At 73.5% G+C, this 15,222-nt stretch carries 19 protein-coding genes; 11 read left to right on the top strand and 8 right to left on the bottom strand.

Annotation, left to right across the window (positions count from 1 at the left end; all coding sequences use genetic code 11):
- Window positions 1–87 precede the first annotated feature (87 nt).
- A complete protein-coding gene (locus tag DV20_RS31065) occupies window positions 88–1,086 on the top strand; it encodes a GlxA family transcriptional regulator (RefSeq protein ID WP_043786516.1) in 999 nt (332 codons plus the stop codon).
- A 22-nt stretch (window positions 1,087–1,108) separates the two neighbouring features.
- Window positions 1,109–2,011, top strand: coding sequence for a transglutaminase domain-containing protein (locus tag DV20_RS31070; RefSeq protein ID WP_043786517.1), 903 nt, complete (start codon window positions 1,109–1,111; stop codon window positions 2,009–2,011).
- Here DV20_RS31070 and DV20_RS31075 read toward each other — a convergent pair.
- Window positions 1,968–2,870: a LysR family transcriptional regulator gene (locus DV20_RS31075; RefSeq protein WP_043786518.1), complete on the bottom strand. Its 903-nt coding sequence runs from the start codon at window positions 2,868–2,870 to the stop codon at window positions 1,968–1,970. The two genes, DV20_RS31070 and DV20_RS31075, sit on opposite strands and share 44 nt — an antisense overlap.
- 96 nt (window positions 2,871–2,966) lie before the next feature.
- Between DV20_RS31075 and DV20_RS31080 the strand changes: the two genes are divergently transcribed.
- Window positions 2,967–3,350 (top strand): nuclear transport factor 2 family protein, encoded by a 384-nt coding sequence (locus DV20_RS31080; protein WP_043786520.1) that lies wholly within the window; start codon window positions 2,967–2,969, stop codon window positions 3,348–3,350.
- Between the two features lie 54 nt (window positions 3,351–3,404).
- Here the strand turns inward: DV20_RS31080 and DV20_RS31085 are convergent, their stop codons facing one another.
- The 5 genes from DV20_RS31085 to DV20_RS31105 form a co-directional block, all read right to left on the bottom strand.
- Window positions 3,405–4,061 carry a TetR/AcrR family transcriptional regulator gene (locus DV20_RS31085; RefSeq protein ID WP_043786522.1) on the bottom strand — a complete coding sequence of 219 codons (657 nt, stop codon included), beginning with the start codon at window positions 4,059–4,061 and terminating at the stop codon, window positions 3,405–3,407.
- A gap of 15 nt (window positions 4,062–4,076) precedes the next feature.
- Complete coding sequence (locus DV20_RS31090) at window positions 4,077–4,895, bottom strand: class I SAM-dependent methyltransferase (RefSeq protein WP_043786523.1); 819 nt, start codon at window positions 4,893–4,895, stop codon at window positions 4,077–4,079.
- Between the two features lie 139 nt (window positions 4,896–5,034).
- A complete protein-coding gene (locus DV20_RS31095) occupies window positions 5,035–5,889 on the bottom strand; it encodes a sigma-70 family RNA polymerase sigma factor (protein ID WP_043786524.1) in 855 nt (284 codons plus the stop codon).
- A gap of 76 nt (window positions 5,890–5,965) precedes the next feature.
- Window positions 5,966–6,364 carry a nuclear transport factor 2 family protein gene (locus DV20_RS31100; protein ID WP_043786581.1) on the bottom strand — a complete coding sequence of 133 codons (399 nt, stop codon included), beginning with the start codon at window positions 6,362–6,364 and terminating at the stop codon, window positions 5,966–5,968.
- A 134-nt stretch (window positions 6,365–6,498) separates the two neighbouring features.
- Window positions 6,499–6,825 (bottom strand): DUF6223 family protein, encoded by a 327-nt coding sequence (locus DV20_RS31105; RefSeq protein ID WP_043786582.1) that lies wholly within the window; start codon window positions 6,823–6,825, stop codon window positions 6,499–6,501.
- 192 nt (window positions 6,826–7,017) lie between these two features.
- Here DV20_RS31105 and DV20_RS31110 point away from each other — a divergent pair, with 192 nt between their 5' ends.
- Together DV20_RS31110 and DV20_RS31115 are read left to right on the top strand one after the other, a co-directional pair.
- Window positions 7,018–8,118 carry a sensor histidine kinase gene (locus DV20_RS31110; protein WP_043786525.1) on the top strand — a complete coding sequence of 367 codons (1,101 nt, stop codon included), beginning with the start codon at window positions 7,018–7,020 and terminating at the stop codon, window positions 8,116–8,118.
- Entirely contained in the window at window positions 8,115–8,801 is a 687-nt protein-coding gene (locus tag DV20_RS31115; protein ID WP_043786526.1) for a response regulator, read from the top strand. The genes DV20_RS31110 and DV20_RS31115 overlap by 4 nt, the downstream gene beginning before the upstream one ends.
- On the opposite strand, the gene DV20_RS31120 is transcribed toward DV20_RS31115, so the two are convergent.
- Window positions 8,774–9,802: a C40 family peptidase gene (locus tag DV20_RS31120; RefSeq protein WP_043786527.1), complete on the bottom strand. Its 1,029-nt coding sequence runs from the start codon at window positions 9,800–9,802 to the stop codon at window positions 8,774–8,776. The two genes, DV20_RS31115 and DV20_RS31120, sit on opposite strands and share 28 nt — an antisense overlap.
- Before the next feature lie 81 nt (window positions 9,803–9,883).
- On the opposite strand from DV20_RS31120, the gene DV20_RS31125 reads away from it, so the two are divergent.
- From DV20_RS31125 to DV20_RS31145, 5 genes are all read left to right on the top strand, one after another.
- Window positions 9,884–10,681: a biotin--[acetyl-CoA-carboxylase] ligase gene (locus tag DV20_RS31125; RefSeq protein WP_043786528.1), complete on the top strand. Its 798-nt coding sequence runs from the start codon at window positions 9,884–9,886 to the stop codon at window positions 10,679–10,681.
- 85 nt (window positions 10,682–10,766) lie between these two features.
- Window positions 10,767–11,363, top strand: coding sequence for a PH domain-containing protein (locus DV20_RS31130; protein ID WP_043786529.1), 597 nt, complete (start codon window positions 10,767–10,769; stop codon window positions 11,361–11,363).
- Window positions 11,363–12,292: a hydroxymethylglutaryl-CoA lyase gene (locus DV20_RS31135; RefSeq protein WP_043786530.1), complete on the top strand. Its 930-nt coding sequence runs from the start codon at window positions 11,363–11,365 to the stop codon at window positions 12,290–12,292. The genes DV20_RS31130 and DV20_RS31135 overlap by 1 nt, the downstream gene beginning before the upstream one ends.
- A gap of 145 nt (window positions 12,293–12,437) precedes the next feature.
- Window positions 12,438–13,424 carry a TNT domain-containing protein gene (locus DV20_RS31140; protein ID WP_235191020.1) on the top strand — a complete coding sequence of 329 codons (987 nt, stop codon included), beginning with the start codon at window positions 12,438–12,440 and terminating at the stop codon, window positions 13,422–13,424.
- Window positions 13,424–13,684, top strand: a complete 261-nt coding sequence (locus tag DV20_RS31145; RefSeq protein WP_043786532.1) for a hypothetical protein — start codon at window positions 13,424–13,426, stop codon at window positions 13,682–13,684. Before DV20_RS31140 ends, DV20_RS31145 begins: the two co-directional genes overlap by 1 nt.
- A gap of 12 nt (window positions 13,685–13,696) precedes the next feature.
- Here the strand turns inward: DV20_RS31145 and hisN are convergent, their stop codons facing one another.
- On the bottom strand, window positions 13,697–14,482 hold the full coding sequence (gene hisN, locus DV20_RS31150; RefSeq protein ID WP_043786533.1) for a histidinol-phosphatase: 786 nt from the start codon (window positions 14,480–14,482) through the stop codon (window positions 13,697–13,699).
- 42 nt (window positions 14,483–14,524) lie between these two features.
- On the opposite strand from hisN, the gene DV20_RS31155 reads away from it, so the two are divergent.
- Window positions 14,525–15,220 carry a response regulator transcription factor gene (locus tag DV20_RS31155; RefSeq protein WP_043786583.1) on the top strand — a complete coding sequence of 232 codons (696 nt, stop codon included), beginning with the start codon at window positions 14,525–14,527 and terminating at the stop codon, window positions 15,218–15,220.
- The last annotated feature ends 2 nt before the right edge of the window (window positions 15,221–15,222 follow it).

The raw sequence follows: 15,222 nt of genomic DNA on the forward strand, positions 1-15,222 counted from the left end.
CGTGGTCGCGTCGTTGCCCGGCGGGCGGTCGGCGCAGGGTCAGGCCGATCGAGTGGCCTGATCGCCATCGTGTGCAAGAATCGGGCCATGGCCGAATTCCAGCACCCGGACCGTCACCACGTCGCCGTCCTGGTGCGCCACGGCGCGCTGGTGATGGAGCTGGGCATCGTCCACCGCCTGTTCGGGCAGGCCCGGTCGGCGGCCGGCGTGCCGCTGTACGAGGTCGTGACCTGCACGGTCGAGCCCGGCCCGGTGCGCACCGACACGGACGTCGCCATCCCGGTCGACCGCGGTCCCGAGGTGCTGGCCGAGGCCGACACGGTCATCGTCCCGGCCTCCTCGGCTGAGTACGAGCCGACGGCGCGCGTGCTGACGCCGCCGCTCAAGGCCGCCCTCGACCGCATCCCGCCGGACGCGCGCATCGCGTCCATCTGCACCGGCGCGTTCGTGCTCGCGGCGGCCGGCCTGCTCGACGGCCGCCGCGCCACCACGCACTGGCGCTCCGCGGACGAGCTCCAGAACCGGTTCCCGCAGGTCGACGTCGACCCGTGCGTGCTCTACACCGACGACGGCGACGTGCTGACGTCGGCGGGCGTCGCCGCGGGGATCGACCTGGTGCTGCACATCATCCGCCGCGACCACGGCGCGGCGGTCGCCAACGAGGTCGCCCGCGGCACGGTCGTGTCCCCGCACCGCGAAGGCGGCCAGGCCCAGTTCGTCCGCCGCCCGGTCCCCGAGCCCCGCACCTCGTCGACCAAGGCGGCGCGGGCCTGGGCCCTGGAGAACCTGCACCGGCCGCTGACCCTGCGCGAGCTCGCCGCCCGCGAGGCGATGAGCACCCGGACGTTCACCCGCCGCTTCCGCGAAGAGGCCGGCATCTCGGCCCTGCAGTGGCTGACCCAGCAACGGGTCGAGCGCGCCCGCCAGCTCCTCGAGGAGACCGACCTCCCGGTCGACCGCGTCGCCACCGAAGCCGGCTTCGGCACGGCGGCCTCGCTGCGCCAGCACTTCCAGGCGGCACTGGGGGTGTCGCCGAGCGCGTACCGGTCCACGTTCCGCGGGGAACTGGCTGTTCAAGCGGGCTGAAATTTCGCTAGCGTCGGCGGCTATGGACGACTCCCGCGTCAGCCACGGCTTTTATGCCGGCCACAGCCGGTTCTCCGACCCGGGCCCGCACGCCGGCTGGCTCGACGCCACCCCGGCCGACCTCGCGGCCCTGCGCGAAGCGGCGTCCCAGCTGGTGTTCCACTACTGGGGTTCGGGCGCCATCACGGACCACGGCTTCCCGGCGGCCCGCAACGACGAGATCACCCTGCGGTACGCCGCGGACATGTGGGCCCGCCTGCGCGAACTCGACCCGGAACCACCCGGCCGGCCGCGTCCGCCGCTGCACCGGATCGTCGGCTGCTGCCGCGATTTCACCCTCCTCTTCGTCTCGATGGCTCGCCACCACGGCGTTCCGGCTCGCGCCCGCGTCGGCTTCGCGAGCTACCTGGTGCCCGGCTGGTACCTCGACCACGTCGTCGCCGAGGTCCGCACCGGCGACGGCTGGCGCCTGGTCGAGCCTCAGCTGTCGCCCGGCTTCCGCGACCCGGTGGACGACGTCGGGTTCGACCTCCTCGACGTTCCCCGCGACCGGTTCCTGACCGGCCCCGCCGCGTGGACCGCGGCCCGCGCCGGCGAGCTCGACCCGGCCCGGTTGGTCGTCTCGCCGGACCTCGACGTGCCGTTCCTGCGCGGCCTTCCGTACGCGTGGCACAACCTCGTGCTCGACCTCGCCGCGCTCAACAAGCACGAGATGCTCCAGTGGGACATCTGGGGCGCGCTCGACGACACCGTCACGCTCGCCCCGGCCACGATCGCCCGCGCCGACGAACTGGCCGAGCTGATGACCGGCGCCGACGTCGGACGACTGCGCGCCGCCTTCGAGGCCGCCGACGTCCGGGTGCCACCGGTGATCCGCACCGTCACCCCGCCGGGACGGCTCCCGGCCGAGGTAGTGCTTCGCTGACCTCGGCGGCGGTCCGCACGAACCGCGCGATCCGCGGATCCCGCGCCCCGGCCGGCCAGGCGAGGGCCAGCGAGTACGGTGTCGCGTCGACGACCGGCCGGTAGACGACGTCGGCCCGCGAGCGCAGCTCGGCGACCGACGCCGGCAGCAGCGCGATCGCCTGCCCCAGCGCGACCGTCTCCAGCAGCTGGGCGCTGTCGTACACGATCGGCCCCGGCGTCACCGGCCCGCCGGTCACGTCCTGCCCGGACCAGTACGCCCGGTCCGCGGCCGAGGAGAGCGGCCAGCACGGCGTCGGCCGCCCGGCGAAATCGGCGCAGGTCAGCACGGCCCGCCCGGCGAGCTCGTGGTCCGACGGCAGCGCCGCCACCCGCGGCTCGCTGAACAGCACCTCGACGTCCAGGCCGTGGACGCCGCCGCTTCGGCACCCGAGCACCGCCACGTCGGCCCGGCCGTCCCGCAGCATCTCCGCCTGTTCGCCGAACCCGCTGACCCGGACGTCGACCGGATCCGGGTGCGCGTCGGCGATCCGCCGCAGCAGATCGGTCGCGACCCCCGGCTTCGCGGTGACGACGAGCGCCGGCGTCCGCTGCGCCGCGCGCCGCGTGCGCCGGACCGCCGCGGTGACGGCGTCCAAGGCCTTCGCCGACTCGGTCAAGAGGACGGCTCCAGCCGGCGTCAGCGAAACGTGCCGGCTGGTGCGTTCGAAGAGCTGCACCCCGAGCCGCCGCTCCAGCAACCGGATCGCGCGGGACAGCGGTGGCTGCGCCATCCCGAGCCGCTCGGCGGCGCGGGAGAAGTTCAGCTCTTCGGCGACCGCGCGGAAATACCGCAGCTCACGGACCTCGACATCGTCCATACCGGGAGAGTATCGCGGCAGAGTCCACAGGTCTTTCCCCTTCTGTTTCGCGCATGGTGGGCTTGGTGTCGATAACTCCACAAAGGATGGACACCGATGACGGAACCGCAGCACAACAAGGAAGTGGTCCTCGCCTTCCTCCGGCTGGCCTTCACCGAGAAGCGCCCGGCCGACGCCTTCGCCGAATACGTCGGCGACGGCTACGTCCAGCACAACCCCCACGCCCCGGCGAGCGCGGAGGCCTCGGCCCGCTACCTGGCCGGTTTCGTGGCCCGGTTCCCGGAGCTCACCCTCGACGTGCGCCGGGTGATCGCCGAGGGCGACCTCGTTTGCACGCACAGCCTGCTCCGCTTGACGCCCGGTTCGCGTGGCAGCGCGATCGCGGACGTGATGCGGGTGCGGGACGGCCGGATCGTCGAGCACTGGGACGTGGTGCAGGAGGTCCCGGAGACCACGGCGAGCGGCAACCCGATGCTGTAGGCGAGGCGGCCCGGGACGACCGCGCCGGGCGGACGTGTCCCGCGCCGCGGGACGTCAGGCTTCGACGACCGGGCCGGGCTCGTCCGCCGGTTCGCTGTCCCTCGGCGCGATGCCGTGGAGGGCGGCGCTCACCACCGAGTTCACCGGCGGCGGATCGAGGGGCGCCGTGTGAGGGAAGACCGCCGTCAGCACCGACGCGTGGCAGTAGCCCACCAGCATCGCCGCTGTCGCGTCCACTTCGGACTCCACGCGGAGCCGACCCAGTTTCCGTTCGGCCTCGAGGTAGGCCACCAGCCGATCGCGCCAGTAGCCGGACCGCTCGCTGATCTCCGCGAACCGCTCCAGCACCCTCGGCTGCGAGACCAGGCCGCTGAACGCCGGCACGAGCGCCTTGTGCAGGGCCAGGCCGAACTCCACGTGCCGGCGGAGGTTCCCGACGAGGGTGCCTTCGCCGGGCACCGGCAGCTCGCCCAGTTCGGCTTCCGTCGTGCGCACGTGCTCCAGGAGGGCCCGGGCCACCAGCTCCTCCTTGTCGGAGAAGTGGTTGTAGAGCACGCCGTCGGCGACGCCTGCCATGCGCGCGATCTCGCGCACGGTCATGCCGGTCGTGCCGTGCGTGGCGATCATCTTCTGCGCGGTCTCGAGCAGCAGGTCGTGCAGTGACTGCCCGTCCCGCTGGGCGGCGGCTTTCCTCGGTGACATCACCGCCATCGTACGGGCGCCCCGCTACGGCCTCCTTCCCGTGACCAGCCACGCCGTGCCGCGCAGCCGGACCGCCTCCGGGCCCGCGAACGGCTCGAGCGCCGCGGCCAGTGCCTCGGTCGCCTTGGCCGCCCGCGCGCTGTCGACCAGGCCCAGGTGGTGGCGGACCGGACCCCAGTCCGCGATGAACCGCACCGCGTCGGGGACATCGCGGCCCCAGACCTGGTCGGCCTCGACACGGGTGCACGCCACGTCTTCGAAGCCGGCTTCGGTCAGCACCGCCCGGGTCCGGGCCGGGTCCGCGAACGACGTCGGCCCGCTGCCGTCCGGCCCGGTCGGCTGCGGCAGGTACGCCGCCATCGCGCCGAAGACGCGGCCGAGATCGGTGCCGGCGAGCGCGGTCATGCAGAGGAACGCCAGCCGCCCGGCGGGGGCGAGCGCGCGCCGGACGTTGGCGAACGCCGCCACCGGGTCGGCGAAGAACATCACCCCGAACCGGCTGACCGCCAGGTCGAACCCGGCTTCGGCGAACGGGTGGACCTGGACGTCACCCTGCTCGAAACGCACGTTCGGCACCTCCGCCGCCCGCGCCCGCGCGGTCGCGAGCATCGGCCCGGACAGGTCGACGCCGAGCGCGGACCGGGCCCGGGCCGCGGCGAGCCGGGTCAGCTGTCCGTTGCCGCAGCCGATGTCGAGCACGCGGTCGTCCGCGCCCACTTGATCGAGCAGACAGCCGTTGAAGCCGCCGTTCACCGCGTCGTAGCGCTCGGCGTGGGCCGCCCAGTGCTCGCCCTCGTACCCGTTCCACGCCTCGGCCTGCGCGGTGTTGACGATCCCGGTCATCCCCATCCCCTCCGTTATGAACAAATGTTCATGAACACATGTTCATGGTGTCTCCGACGCCATCCGCTGTCAAGGCTTCGACCCCGAGGGTCGTATCGATCACCTGTTCGAGTGGTTCGGATGCACCTGTCCTCCCGGATCAAGCGCTGAGCAGCGTGACGTGCAGCGCGGCGAGGCGGGCGGGGTCGGCGATCACCTCGTACGCCGCCACCCGCTCGCCGCCGACCGTCACGGCCAGTGCGAGCACCAGCCGCCCGCGGGGCGCGACGACGACGCCGACGGCGCCGTCGAGCAGGGCCGCTTGGGCGAACCGGGCCCGTCTCCCGAACACCTGCGTCTCCTCGGCCACCGCACGGGCCCCGCGGACCTCGAGCGCCGCACCCGCCGGCAGCGCGGCGGCGTCGGCGCGGCGGACGACGTCCGGGGCCAGCACGTCCAGCAGCGCGGCGAGGTCGCCGCCGCGGGCCGCGGCCAGGAACGCGTCGACCACCCGGCGGTGCCGGGCCAGGTCGGCCGGGGGCAGCGGCGAGCCGCCCCGGATCCGCTGCCGCGCGCGGCTCGCCAGCTTCTTCGCCGCGGCCGGCGTGCGATCGAGCACGGGGGCGATCCGATCGAACGGCACGGCGAACAGGTCGTGCAGCACGAACGCGACCCGCTCGGCCGGCCCGAGCGCGTCCAGCACGACGAGCAGCGCGCGGCCCACCGAGTCGGCGAGCGTGGCTTCGGCCGCCGGATCGACGTCGTCCACCGGCTCCGCGAGCACCTCGAACGGCTCCTCGCGGCGGGCTTTCCGCGAACGCAGGACGTCGAGGCAGACGCGGGAGACGACCGTCGTCAGCCAGGCCGCCAGGTTGTCCACCGAGTCCGCCCGGTTCAGCCGCAGCCACGCTTCCTGCACGGCGTCGTCCGCTTCGGCGGCCGAGCCGAGCATCCGGTAGGCCAGCCCGCGCAGGCGGCCGCGTTCGGCCTCGAAGCGCGCCGCCAGGTCGTCCATCGGTCACCTTTCGCCTGTGTCCACCGTCGTGTCCTTGACGGATCGCCGCGACCGGAGGTGACCGGACGAGCTCGTTCTACGCCGAGCAGGCGGCCGCGATGGCGGCGGTGTCCCAATAGAACGGGCGAACTTCGGTGATGCGACCGGCGGCCACGGTGATCGTCTGGAGGATGGGGAAGCCGAGTGCGCGGCCGGTCGCGCGGGCGCGGGCGCGCACGTTCGTCAGCACGACGAGCGGGGACGTCGTGGCGAGGAACGTCTGGTCCACGAAGTCGAAGGCGGCCCACGTGCGGCTCATCGCCGCGAAGAACCGCTCCAGACCGTCGTGACCGCGCCAGACACCGCCGTACGGCAGGCCTTCGGCTTGGTGCAGCACGAAGTCCGGGGCGAAGAACGACTGCAATGGTGCGAAGTCGCCGGTGGTGAAGTACTCGGCTTCAGCGGCGTACATGCCTTCGAGAACGGAGACGCTCATGATGATCACCATGGCGCTTCGGCGGGCATGGCACCGGCGGAAATCGGACGCCTCGCTACGCCTCCGGGTACCACACCGCCGGCTCGCGGAAGTGGAACCGGCGGCCGCCCGGGACGGCGAACGGCTCCCCGAAGCTAGGGGCGGCTTCCGGCAAAACGGCGCGTGCGAGCCATCGACAGCCCGCCGAGGACGAGGGCGGCCGCGCCGATCACCAGGGCCACGTACCCGCCGACGATCCCGTAGCCGGTGCCGGGGCCGCCCTTCGCGGCGGCCACGACCCACCCGCCGACGACCACGGCGGCCAGGCCCCCGGCCAGTGCCACGACGGCTCCCCGGCCGCGGCGCAGGGCCAGTACGCCCGCGACCACCCCGGCCAGGCCCGGCACCATGGCGATCAGGGACCAGAGCCGTCCCGGGGTCAGGTCGTAGGCGCTGACCGCGGCGAGGACGTGGACGTTCATGAGGCGCTCCTTCGGTTCCGGATCGGACGCCGGAAGCATGTCCGCCGGAGCGCTCGCCGGTCGTCGTGCGCGGGGAGGCACTTCGCGCTGCCGCGGGCGTCGCAGGAACCCGGGGACTACCGCGGGCGCAGTAGCCCGGAAATGCTCTTCGCGCGGGACTTCACCGCGCGCGCACCCGGTTAGGGTTCGGGGGTGAAGCGTGCGCACGTCGTGGACGGGGTGATCGCCGTCGGGATCGCGGCGGCCCTGGTGGTCGCCGGGCTGTCCGGCACGCGCCGGCTTCCGGACCTCGACGTCCTGGGGTACGCCGCGCTGGCGGCCGGCGGGCTGGCCCTGGCCGCGCGCCGCCGGGCGCCCGTCGCCGTGCTGACCATGACCGCGGTCTGCGCGCTCGCGTACCAGCTCGCCGGCTTCGAAGTGCCCGTCGTCGCCTACCTCTTCGCCGTGTACGCCGCCGTCCGGGCGGGACACCGGATCGCCGCGGTGGTCGCGTCGGTGCTCATGCTCCTCGCGACCCCGCTGGCGCTCCTGGCGTCCGGCGTGCCCGACACCGGTGCGGCGTTCACGCAAACGCGGGACGTCCTCCAGCTGGCGTGGCTGATCGCCGCCGGCGCGGCGGGGGAGGCGCTGCGCCAGGCCGAGCGGCGGGCCGACGAAGCCGAGCGCACCCGCGAGGAGACCGCGCGGCGCCGGGCGGACGAGGAACGGCTGCACATCGCGCGGGAGCTGCACGATTCGCTCACCCACCAGATCTCCGTCATCAAGGTGCAGGCCGAAGTCGCCGTGCACCTGGCTCGCAAGCGAGGGGAAGACGTGCCCGACGCGCTGCTGGCCATCCGCGACGCCGGCCGGGAGGCCGCCCGGGAACTGCGGGCGACGCTGGAGGCGTTGCGCGACGACGACAAGGACCCGCCGCGCGGGCTCGACGACGTCCCCGACCTCGTGCGCCGCGCCCGGACCACCGGCCTCGACGCGCGGTTGACCGTCGAAGGCGAGCGTGACGCCGTGCCGGCCGCGGTCGGCCGGACCGCCTACCGGATCGTCCAGGAGTCGCTGACCAACGTCGCCCGGCACGCCGCCGCGGCCACCGCGTCGGTCCGGATCGACCACCGGCCCGGCGCGCTGGTCATCCGGGTCGACGACGACGGCCGGGCCACTGTGGACGGCGTGCCGGGTGTCGGACTGACCGGGATGCGCGAGCGCGTCACGGCGCTGGGCGGCCGGCTCCACGCCGGACCCCGGCGCGAGGGCGGGTTCAGCGTCCAGGCCGAACTCCCGGTGGACCCCGCGTGATCCGCGTCCTGCTGGCCGACGACCAGCCGCTCATCCGCAGCGGGTTCCGCGCGCTCCTCGACGTCGAGGACGACATCGAGGTGGTCGCCGAAGCCGGCGACGGCGGCGAGGCGGTGCGGCTGGCACTGGCGCACCGGCCGGACATCGCGCTCGTCGACGTCCAGATGCCCGGCGTCGACGGCATCGAGGCGACCCGGCGCATCGCCGCGGAGCCGGCGCTGGCCGCGGTGCACGTCGTCATCCTGACCAACTACGGCTTGGACGAGTACGTCTTCGAAGCACTGCGCGCGGGCGCGGCCGGGTTCCTCGTCAAGGACATCCAGCCGGAGGACTTCCTGCACGCGGTGCGGGTCGCGGCCCGCGGGGACGCCCTGCTGGCGCCGTCGATCACCCGCAAGCTGATCGACCGGTACGTCACCCAGCCGCTCGTTCCCGGCGCGGGGCTGGCGGAGCTGACGAACCGGGAGCGGGAAGCCGTGACGCTGGTGGCGCGCGGGCTGGCCAACGAGGAGATCGCCGAACGGATGGTGATCAGCCCGCTCACCGCGAAGACGCACGTGAACCGGGCCATGGCGAAGCTGCACGCGCGCGACCGGGCGCAGCTGGTGGTGTTCGCCTACGAGTCGGGGCTGGTGGCGCCGCGGCCGTCCGGACGTCAGGCCGGGCGGCCCGCGCCCGCGTAGTCGTCGCCCTTCGAGTGGTACGTGTGGATCTGGATCGCCTGGCCCTCGGTCGGCGCGTTGATCATCAGACCGTTGCCGAGGTACAGGCCGACGTGGTGGATGCGCGTGGCCGGGTTGCCGTAGAACACCAGGTCGCCCAGGCGCGGCTCCTGCGTGGCCGGGACCGGCGGGAGCGCGCGGAACTGGCTGTCCGCCGTCCGCGGCAGGCCGACGCCCGCGCTGTCGTACGACGCCTTCGTCAGGCCGGAGCAGTCGAAGCCCGCCGCGCCCGCGTCCGGGCCGTTGCCGCCCCAGACGTACGGGAGGCCCAGCTGGCCGAGCGCGAACCGGGTCGCGCGGACCCGCGGTGAGTCCGCCGACGCCGGGTCGAGCGACAGCGTGGCGTACAGCTGCGCCATGCCGAGGACGCGCTGGCGGAACAGTTCCGCCTCGCCGCCCGGGTGGTAGGCCGCGATCGCCTTCCACCAGCCCGGGCCGGCGCCGAGGTCGGTGCCGCCCGCGCACAGCGCGCGACCGGCCGCCACCGGCGCGTCGGAGCCGTACTTCTTGGCCTGCGCCGCCGACAGGCCCAGCAGGTTGCCGCCGGCGCGCCCGTGGTTCGACGCCGCCGAGCCGACGCCCGCGAGGGTGACCCACGAGAGGTGGCACGACGGGGCTTCACCGCGGAGCGCCAGCTCGCCGTTCGCGTAGCCGATCAGTGCCTCGGCCGGGATGTCGAGGGGGCCGGCCAGCTGGTCGGCCCACTGCCGCAACGGGCTCTTGCCGCCCTGGCCGGACGCGCCCTGGCCCGGCTCCTGCGCCTTCACCGGTGCGCTGACTTCGAGGACCGAAGGACCCGACGCCGCCTCGCGCACGGCCGGCAGGGGCGCCGGGACGGCCGCGGGTTCCGGCGAGCGGTCGGCCAGCAGCCACCCCGCCGTGACGAGCCCGGCGACGAGCGGCAGCGCCACCAGGCCGCGCAGCGCGGCGCCGCGAGCCCACGAGGTCTGCTTCGTCGTCACAGGTTCCAACTTAGAAGAGCGCACCCCTTGGTGAACGAGCGAGTAGCTTGCACGTTAGGGGGACTCCCATATTGTGGACACATGCCTGAGATCGACGCTGCCCGGCTCACCTCCGCGCTCCAGGATTCCTACGCGCGGGTCGACGTCGTCGAGCGCACCGGCTCCACCAACGCTGACCTGCGGAAAGCGCTCGAAAACGGCGCTGCCGACCGGACCGTGCTGCTCGCCGAGGAGCAGACCGCCGGAGTCGGCAGGCGGGCCCGGTCGTGGAGCTCGCCGAAGGGCGCCGGGCTGTACCTGAGCGTCGCCCTCCGGCCGGGTGTCCCCTTTTCGGTGCTCGGCTCACTGTCCGTCGTCGCCGGGCTCGCCGTCCGGGCGGCCGCTGCGTCCGTCGGGGTGGACGCCGTGCTCAAGTGGCCCAACGACGTCCTCGTCGGCGGCGCCAAGTGCGCCGGCATCCTCGCCGAAGCCGTCGCCGGGGACGACCCGTCGATCGTTCTCGGCATCGGCCTCAACGTCCTGCCGCTCGGCGACGTCCAGCCGGGGCCGGGCGGGCTGCCCGCGACGTCGCTGGCCGAGCAGGGCGCCACGAACACCGATCGCACCGACGTCGCCGTCGCGCTGCTCACCGGGTTCGCCGACCTCGAGCGGCGCTGGCGCCTGGCCGGCGGGGACCTCACCGAGGCCGGGCTGCTCGGCGACTACCGCGCCCACTGCGCCACCCTCGGCCAGGACGTCGAGGTGCAGCTGCCGGACGGGACGTCGCTGACGGGCCGCGCGGCCGACATCGACGCCGCCGGGCAGCTGCAGGTCGACGTGGCGGGAGGGCAGCGGCACACCGTGTTCGCGGGTGACGTGGTCCACGTCCGCCCGGCCTGATTCTTCGGGGCGTTGCGCCCCACCGGCCGTCGCCTCGCCGGTACGGTGAGGCGACACCGCCGCACCGACCTTGGGAGCGTCCGCCGTGGCTTATCCGGACGATTTGCTCAGCGAGCAAGAGCACGTCGTGGTGCACAGTCACCCCCACTTCAAGATGCTGATCTTCCCGACGCTGGCGCTGCTGCTCACCCTGGGGGCGGGCACCTGGCTCGCGATACTGGCCAAGGACGCGTCCGCGCCGTGGAACTCGGCCGGGCTGATCGCCATCGGGGTCGTGGCGCTCGTGCTGGTCGTGTGGCTGTTCCTGGCGCCGCTCGTGCGCTGGCGGACCACCCACTTCATCGTGACGACCGACCGCCTGATCGCCCGCGAAGGCGTCCTCAAGCGCACCGGCATCGACATCCCGATGGGCCGGATCAACAGCGTCCAGTTCGAGCACGGCCTGCTCGACCGGGTCTTCGGCTGCGGCACGCTCATCATCGAGTCGGCGTCGGACGAGCCGCTGCGCTTCGAGGACATCCCGCACGTCGAGAAGGTGCACACGGTCATCTACCGCGAGGTCAACGACAACCCGTACGACGACTACCGGCCGGGTGCGCAGCAGCAGCCGCAGCAGCCCCAGCAGACCACGCCCCTGCCGCCCCAGGGCGGGCGGCCGCCGCGCGGCGAGAGACGCCGCTGATGGGCACGCGCGAACTGGGCCTGCCGGAGCACGTCGGTTCGACGGGCGAGCTGCCGGAGCGGGTCACGATCTGGGAGGTCGGCCCGCGGGACGGGCTGCAGAACGAGAAGGCGATCGTCCCGGTCGAGGTCAAGCTGGAGTTCCTCGACCGGCTGGCGGGCGCCGGGCTCACCACGCTGGAGGCGACCAGCTTCGTCCACCCGAAGTGGGTGCCGCAGCTGGCCGACGCCGAAGAGCTGCTGGCCCGGCTCGACCGCCGCGAAGGCGTCCGGTACCCGGTGCTGGTGCCGAACGAGAAGGGCCTGAACCGCGCCCTCGACGCCGGCGTCGAGCACATCGCGATCTTCGCCAGCGCGACCGAGACCTTCGCGCGCAAGAACCTCAACTCCTCGCTCGACGAGCAGTTCGCGATGTTCGAGCCGGTCGTCACGCGGGCCAGGGAAGCGGGCCTGGACGTCCGCGGGTACCTCTCGATGTGCTTCGGCGACCCCTGGGAAGGCGTCGTGCCGGCGAAGCAGGTCGCCGACGCCGGCCGCCGGCTGCTGGACATGGGGTGCTCGCAGCTTTCGCTGGGCGACACCATCGGCGTCGCGACGGCCGGGCAGGTCGAAACGCTCATCGGGCTGTTCGGCGATGTCGGTACCCTGGCCGTGCACTTCCACGACACCTACGGCCAGGCGCTCGCGAACACGCTGGCGGCGCTCCGATGTGGAGTGTCGACTGTGGACTCTTCGGCGGGCGGGCTCGGCGGCTGCCCCTACGCCGAATCGGCCACCGGCAACCTGGCGACCGAGGACCTGGTGTGGATGCTCGACGGGCTCGGCGTCGCCCACGGCGCCGACCTGGACGCGCTGGTGGCGGCCAGCACGTGGATGGCGGGACAGCTCGGCCGCCCGAGCCCGTCCCGCGTGGTCGCCGCGTTGAGCTGAGACGTTCGGGGCTTCGCCACCTGGAGCACCCGAAGAAAGACTGACCTCGTCGCGCCCTGGGGGAAGGGGTGCGGTATCAAGGGGGACCGGCAGCGCCGCGGCCGCGTCGAACAGCGTGTGCCCCCGGGCACCGACGAGCCGGAGGATGGGTGTGACCGAGCCTTCCGAGGCGGGCTCCGAACCGGTCGAGGCCGACCTCGACACCGGGCCGGTGCAGCTGCCCGGGTACGGCCTCGCGGATCCGGGCGCCTTCGACGAGGTGCCGACGCCGCCTTCGGGGAACCCCGCGGCGTGGCCGCACGCGGTGTCGCCGCTGCTGCCGCCGTTCCCGCTGCCCCCGGCCCCGCCTGTCCCGCCGCCTCCGCCGCCGCCCGTCCCGCCCGCGCCGGCAGGGCCGCCTCCGCCGGTGGCGGGCCCGCCGCCGAACCCGGGTGCCCCCGCGCCGTTGCCGCCGCTCGGCTCGCCGCGCACGGAACGGGAGAGCATCGTCGCGCTGTTCCTGGTGCACATGTTCCCGATCGGGCACCTGCCGGTCGCGATGGACAAGCCGGCACGCCAGCTGCCGCTGCCCGAAGACCCGGACGGCTTCCCGCCGAACGACCACCCGGACGCCCGGCTGATCTTCGACGACCAGGCGCTGACCAACGTCACCGCGGGCTTCCGCCGGTCGCCGACCGCGCCGTCGCGGCCGGTGCCGCGGCACCTGACCGCGGGGTACGTGCCGTACGCGCGGGCGACGCAGGCGGTGTGGATCCGCCGGTTCGTCCTGGGGCACAGCGAGCTCGGCCCGGAGTACGCGTGGCCGCCGGGCGAGCAGTTCCCCGAGGGCAGCGTGGACTGGCCCGAGCCGGTGATGGTCCCGGCCGACACGGTCCTCGACCGGTTCGGCCCGGCCTACGGGCGGGTGCTCTTCGCCGACGGCACGCCGTTCGCGGAACGCTCGCTGCCACCGGCGTTCCTGGACGCCGAGTACCGCCGGTACGTCGTGGTGCGCAAGGTGCCGATGTGGCGCTCGGAGACGGCGAACTGGTTCGGCCAGGTCGGCGGCGGCACCCGGTACCGTGCCCTGCTGGCGGCCGACGAACTGGTGACCCTCGGCTACCTCGCCGAGGCCAAGGGGGAAGAGGACTGATGAACACCCAGTCGATCCAGCGGTGGCTCGGCGTGCTGGGCGTGCCGCCGGAGGTCGTCTCGCTCGGCGCCGAGGTCGACAACGCCTGGTGCCTGATGCAGGGCGAGGACGAGGCGTGGGAGGTGTTCTGGCGCGAGCAGGGCAACCGCTACGACTGGGCCCGGTTCACCAGCGAACAGGTGGCGTGCCACTACCTGTTCGGCCGGCTGGCCTGGGCCCAGGTCGCCCGCGGCGCCGTCGGCCTGCTCCCGGGCGCCTGACCCGCCCGGAACTCAGCGCTTGAGGATGCCCAGGACTTCGTCGTGGAGGCGGCCGTTCGTCGAGAGCGCGCTGCCGTTGTCGTAGCGCCCGGCGCCGTCCAGGTCGCTGAACCGGCCGCCCGCCTCGGTGACGATCACCTGCGCGGCCGCGACGTCCCACGGGTTGACGACGCACTCGGCCGCCACGTCCAGCGCGCCCTCGGCCACCAGCACGTGGTGCCAGAAGTCGCCGAACGCGCGGGTCTCCCAGCACGCGTCCACCAGGCCGAGGTACTTCTCGCGCGAGTGGTACTCCGTCCACGAGTTCAGGTCCGTTGTGGACAGGTAAGCGTCCGAAAGGGACGAAACCTTCGAAACCGACAGCTTTCGCGTTCCGCTGCTGTCCGAAGAGAACGCCCCGGCACCCGATGCCGCCCACCAGCGGCGGCCCAGCAGGGGCGCGCTGATCATGCCGACCACCGGGTCGCCGTCCTGCACGAGCGCGATCAGGGTCGCCCAAACGGGTACTCCGCGGAGGAAGTTCTTCGTTCCGTCGATCGGGTCGAGCACCCACGCGCGGCCCGTCGCCGCCGAGCCGCCGCGCTCTTCGCCGAGCACGGCGTCGCCGGGACGTTCGGACGCCAGCAGGGCGCGGATCGTGTCCTCCACCGCGGTGTCGGCGTCGGTCACCGGGGTGCGGTCGGGCTTGCGCTCCACCGCGAGGTCCAGGGCGCGGAACCGCGCGGTCGTGATCTCGTCGGCGGCGTCGGCCAGCCGGGTGGCGAGAGCCAGATCATCTTCGTAGCCAGGCACGGTCACGATGGTTTCACGTCCGCGCGCCGTAGAGTTGGCCAGGTGAGCATGGTCCTACTTGCCGAAGACGATCCGGCCATCGCCGAACCGCTCTCCCGCGCCCTCGAACGCGAGGGATACGAGATCCACGTCGTCACCGACGGTCCTTCGGTGCTCGACGCCACCGCCGCCCAGCGCGTCGACCTGCTCGTGCTCGACCTCGGCCTGCCCGGGATGGACGGCCTGGAGGTCTGCCGCCGCCTGCGCGCCAACGGCACCGAACTGCCCGTGCTCATGCTCACCGCCCGCACCGACGAGGTCGACTTCGTCGTCGGCCTGGACGCGGGTGCCGACGACTACGTCGCCAAGCCGTTCCGGCTCGCCGAGCTGCTCGCCCGGATCCGCGCGCTGCTGCGCCGCCGGGTGCCCGAGGTCCTGGAGGCCGGCGGGGTGCGGATGGACCTCGGCGCCCGCCTGGTCACCGTGGACAACCACGAGGTCCAGCTGGCGAACAAGGAGTTCGAGCTGCTGCGCGTGCTGATGAGCCGCGCCGGCCAGGTCGTCAGCCGCGACGAGATCCTCGCCGAGGTGTGGAACGACCTCGAGTCGAAGACGTCCAAGACGCTCGACATGCACATGTCGTGGCTGCGCCGGAAGCTCTCCATCGCCGCCGACGAAGCCGCCGGCCGCACCAGCAAGGCCCACGACGGCGAACGGCGGATCGCCACCGTCCGCGGCGTCGGCTTCCGCTTCAACGCCGAATAAGC

This window comes from Amycolatopsis rifamycinica, assembly GCF_000695625.1.
In the GTDB taxonomy this organism is placed as follows: Bacteria; Actinomycetota; Actinomycetes; order Mycobacteriales; family Pseudonocardiaceae; genus Amycolatopsis; species Amycolatopsis rifamycinica.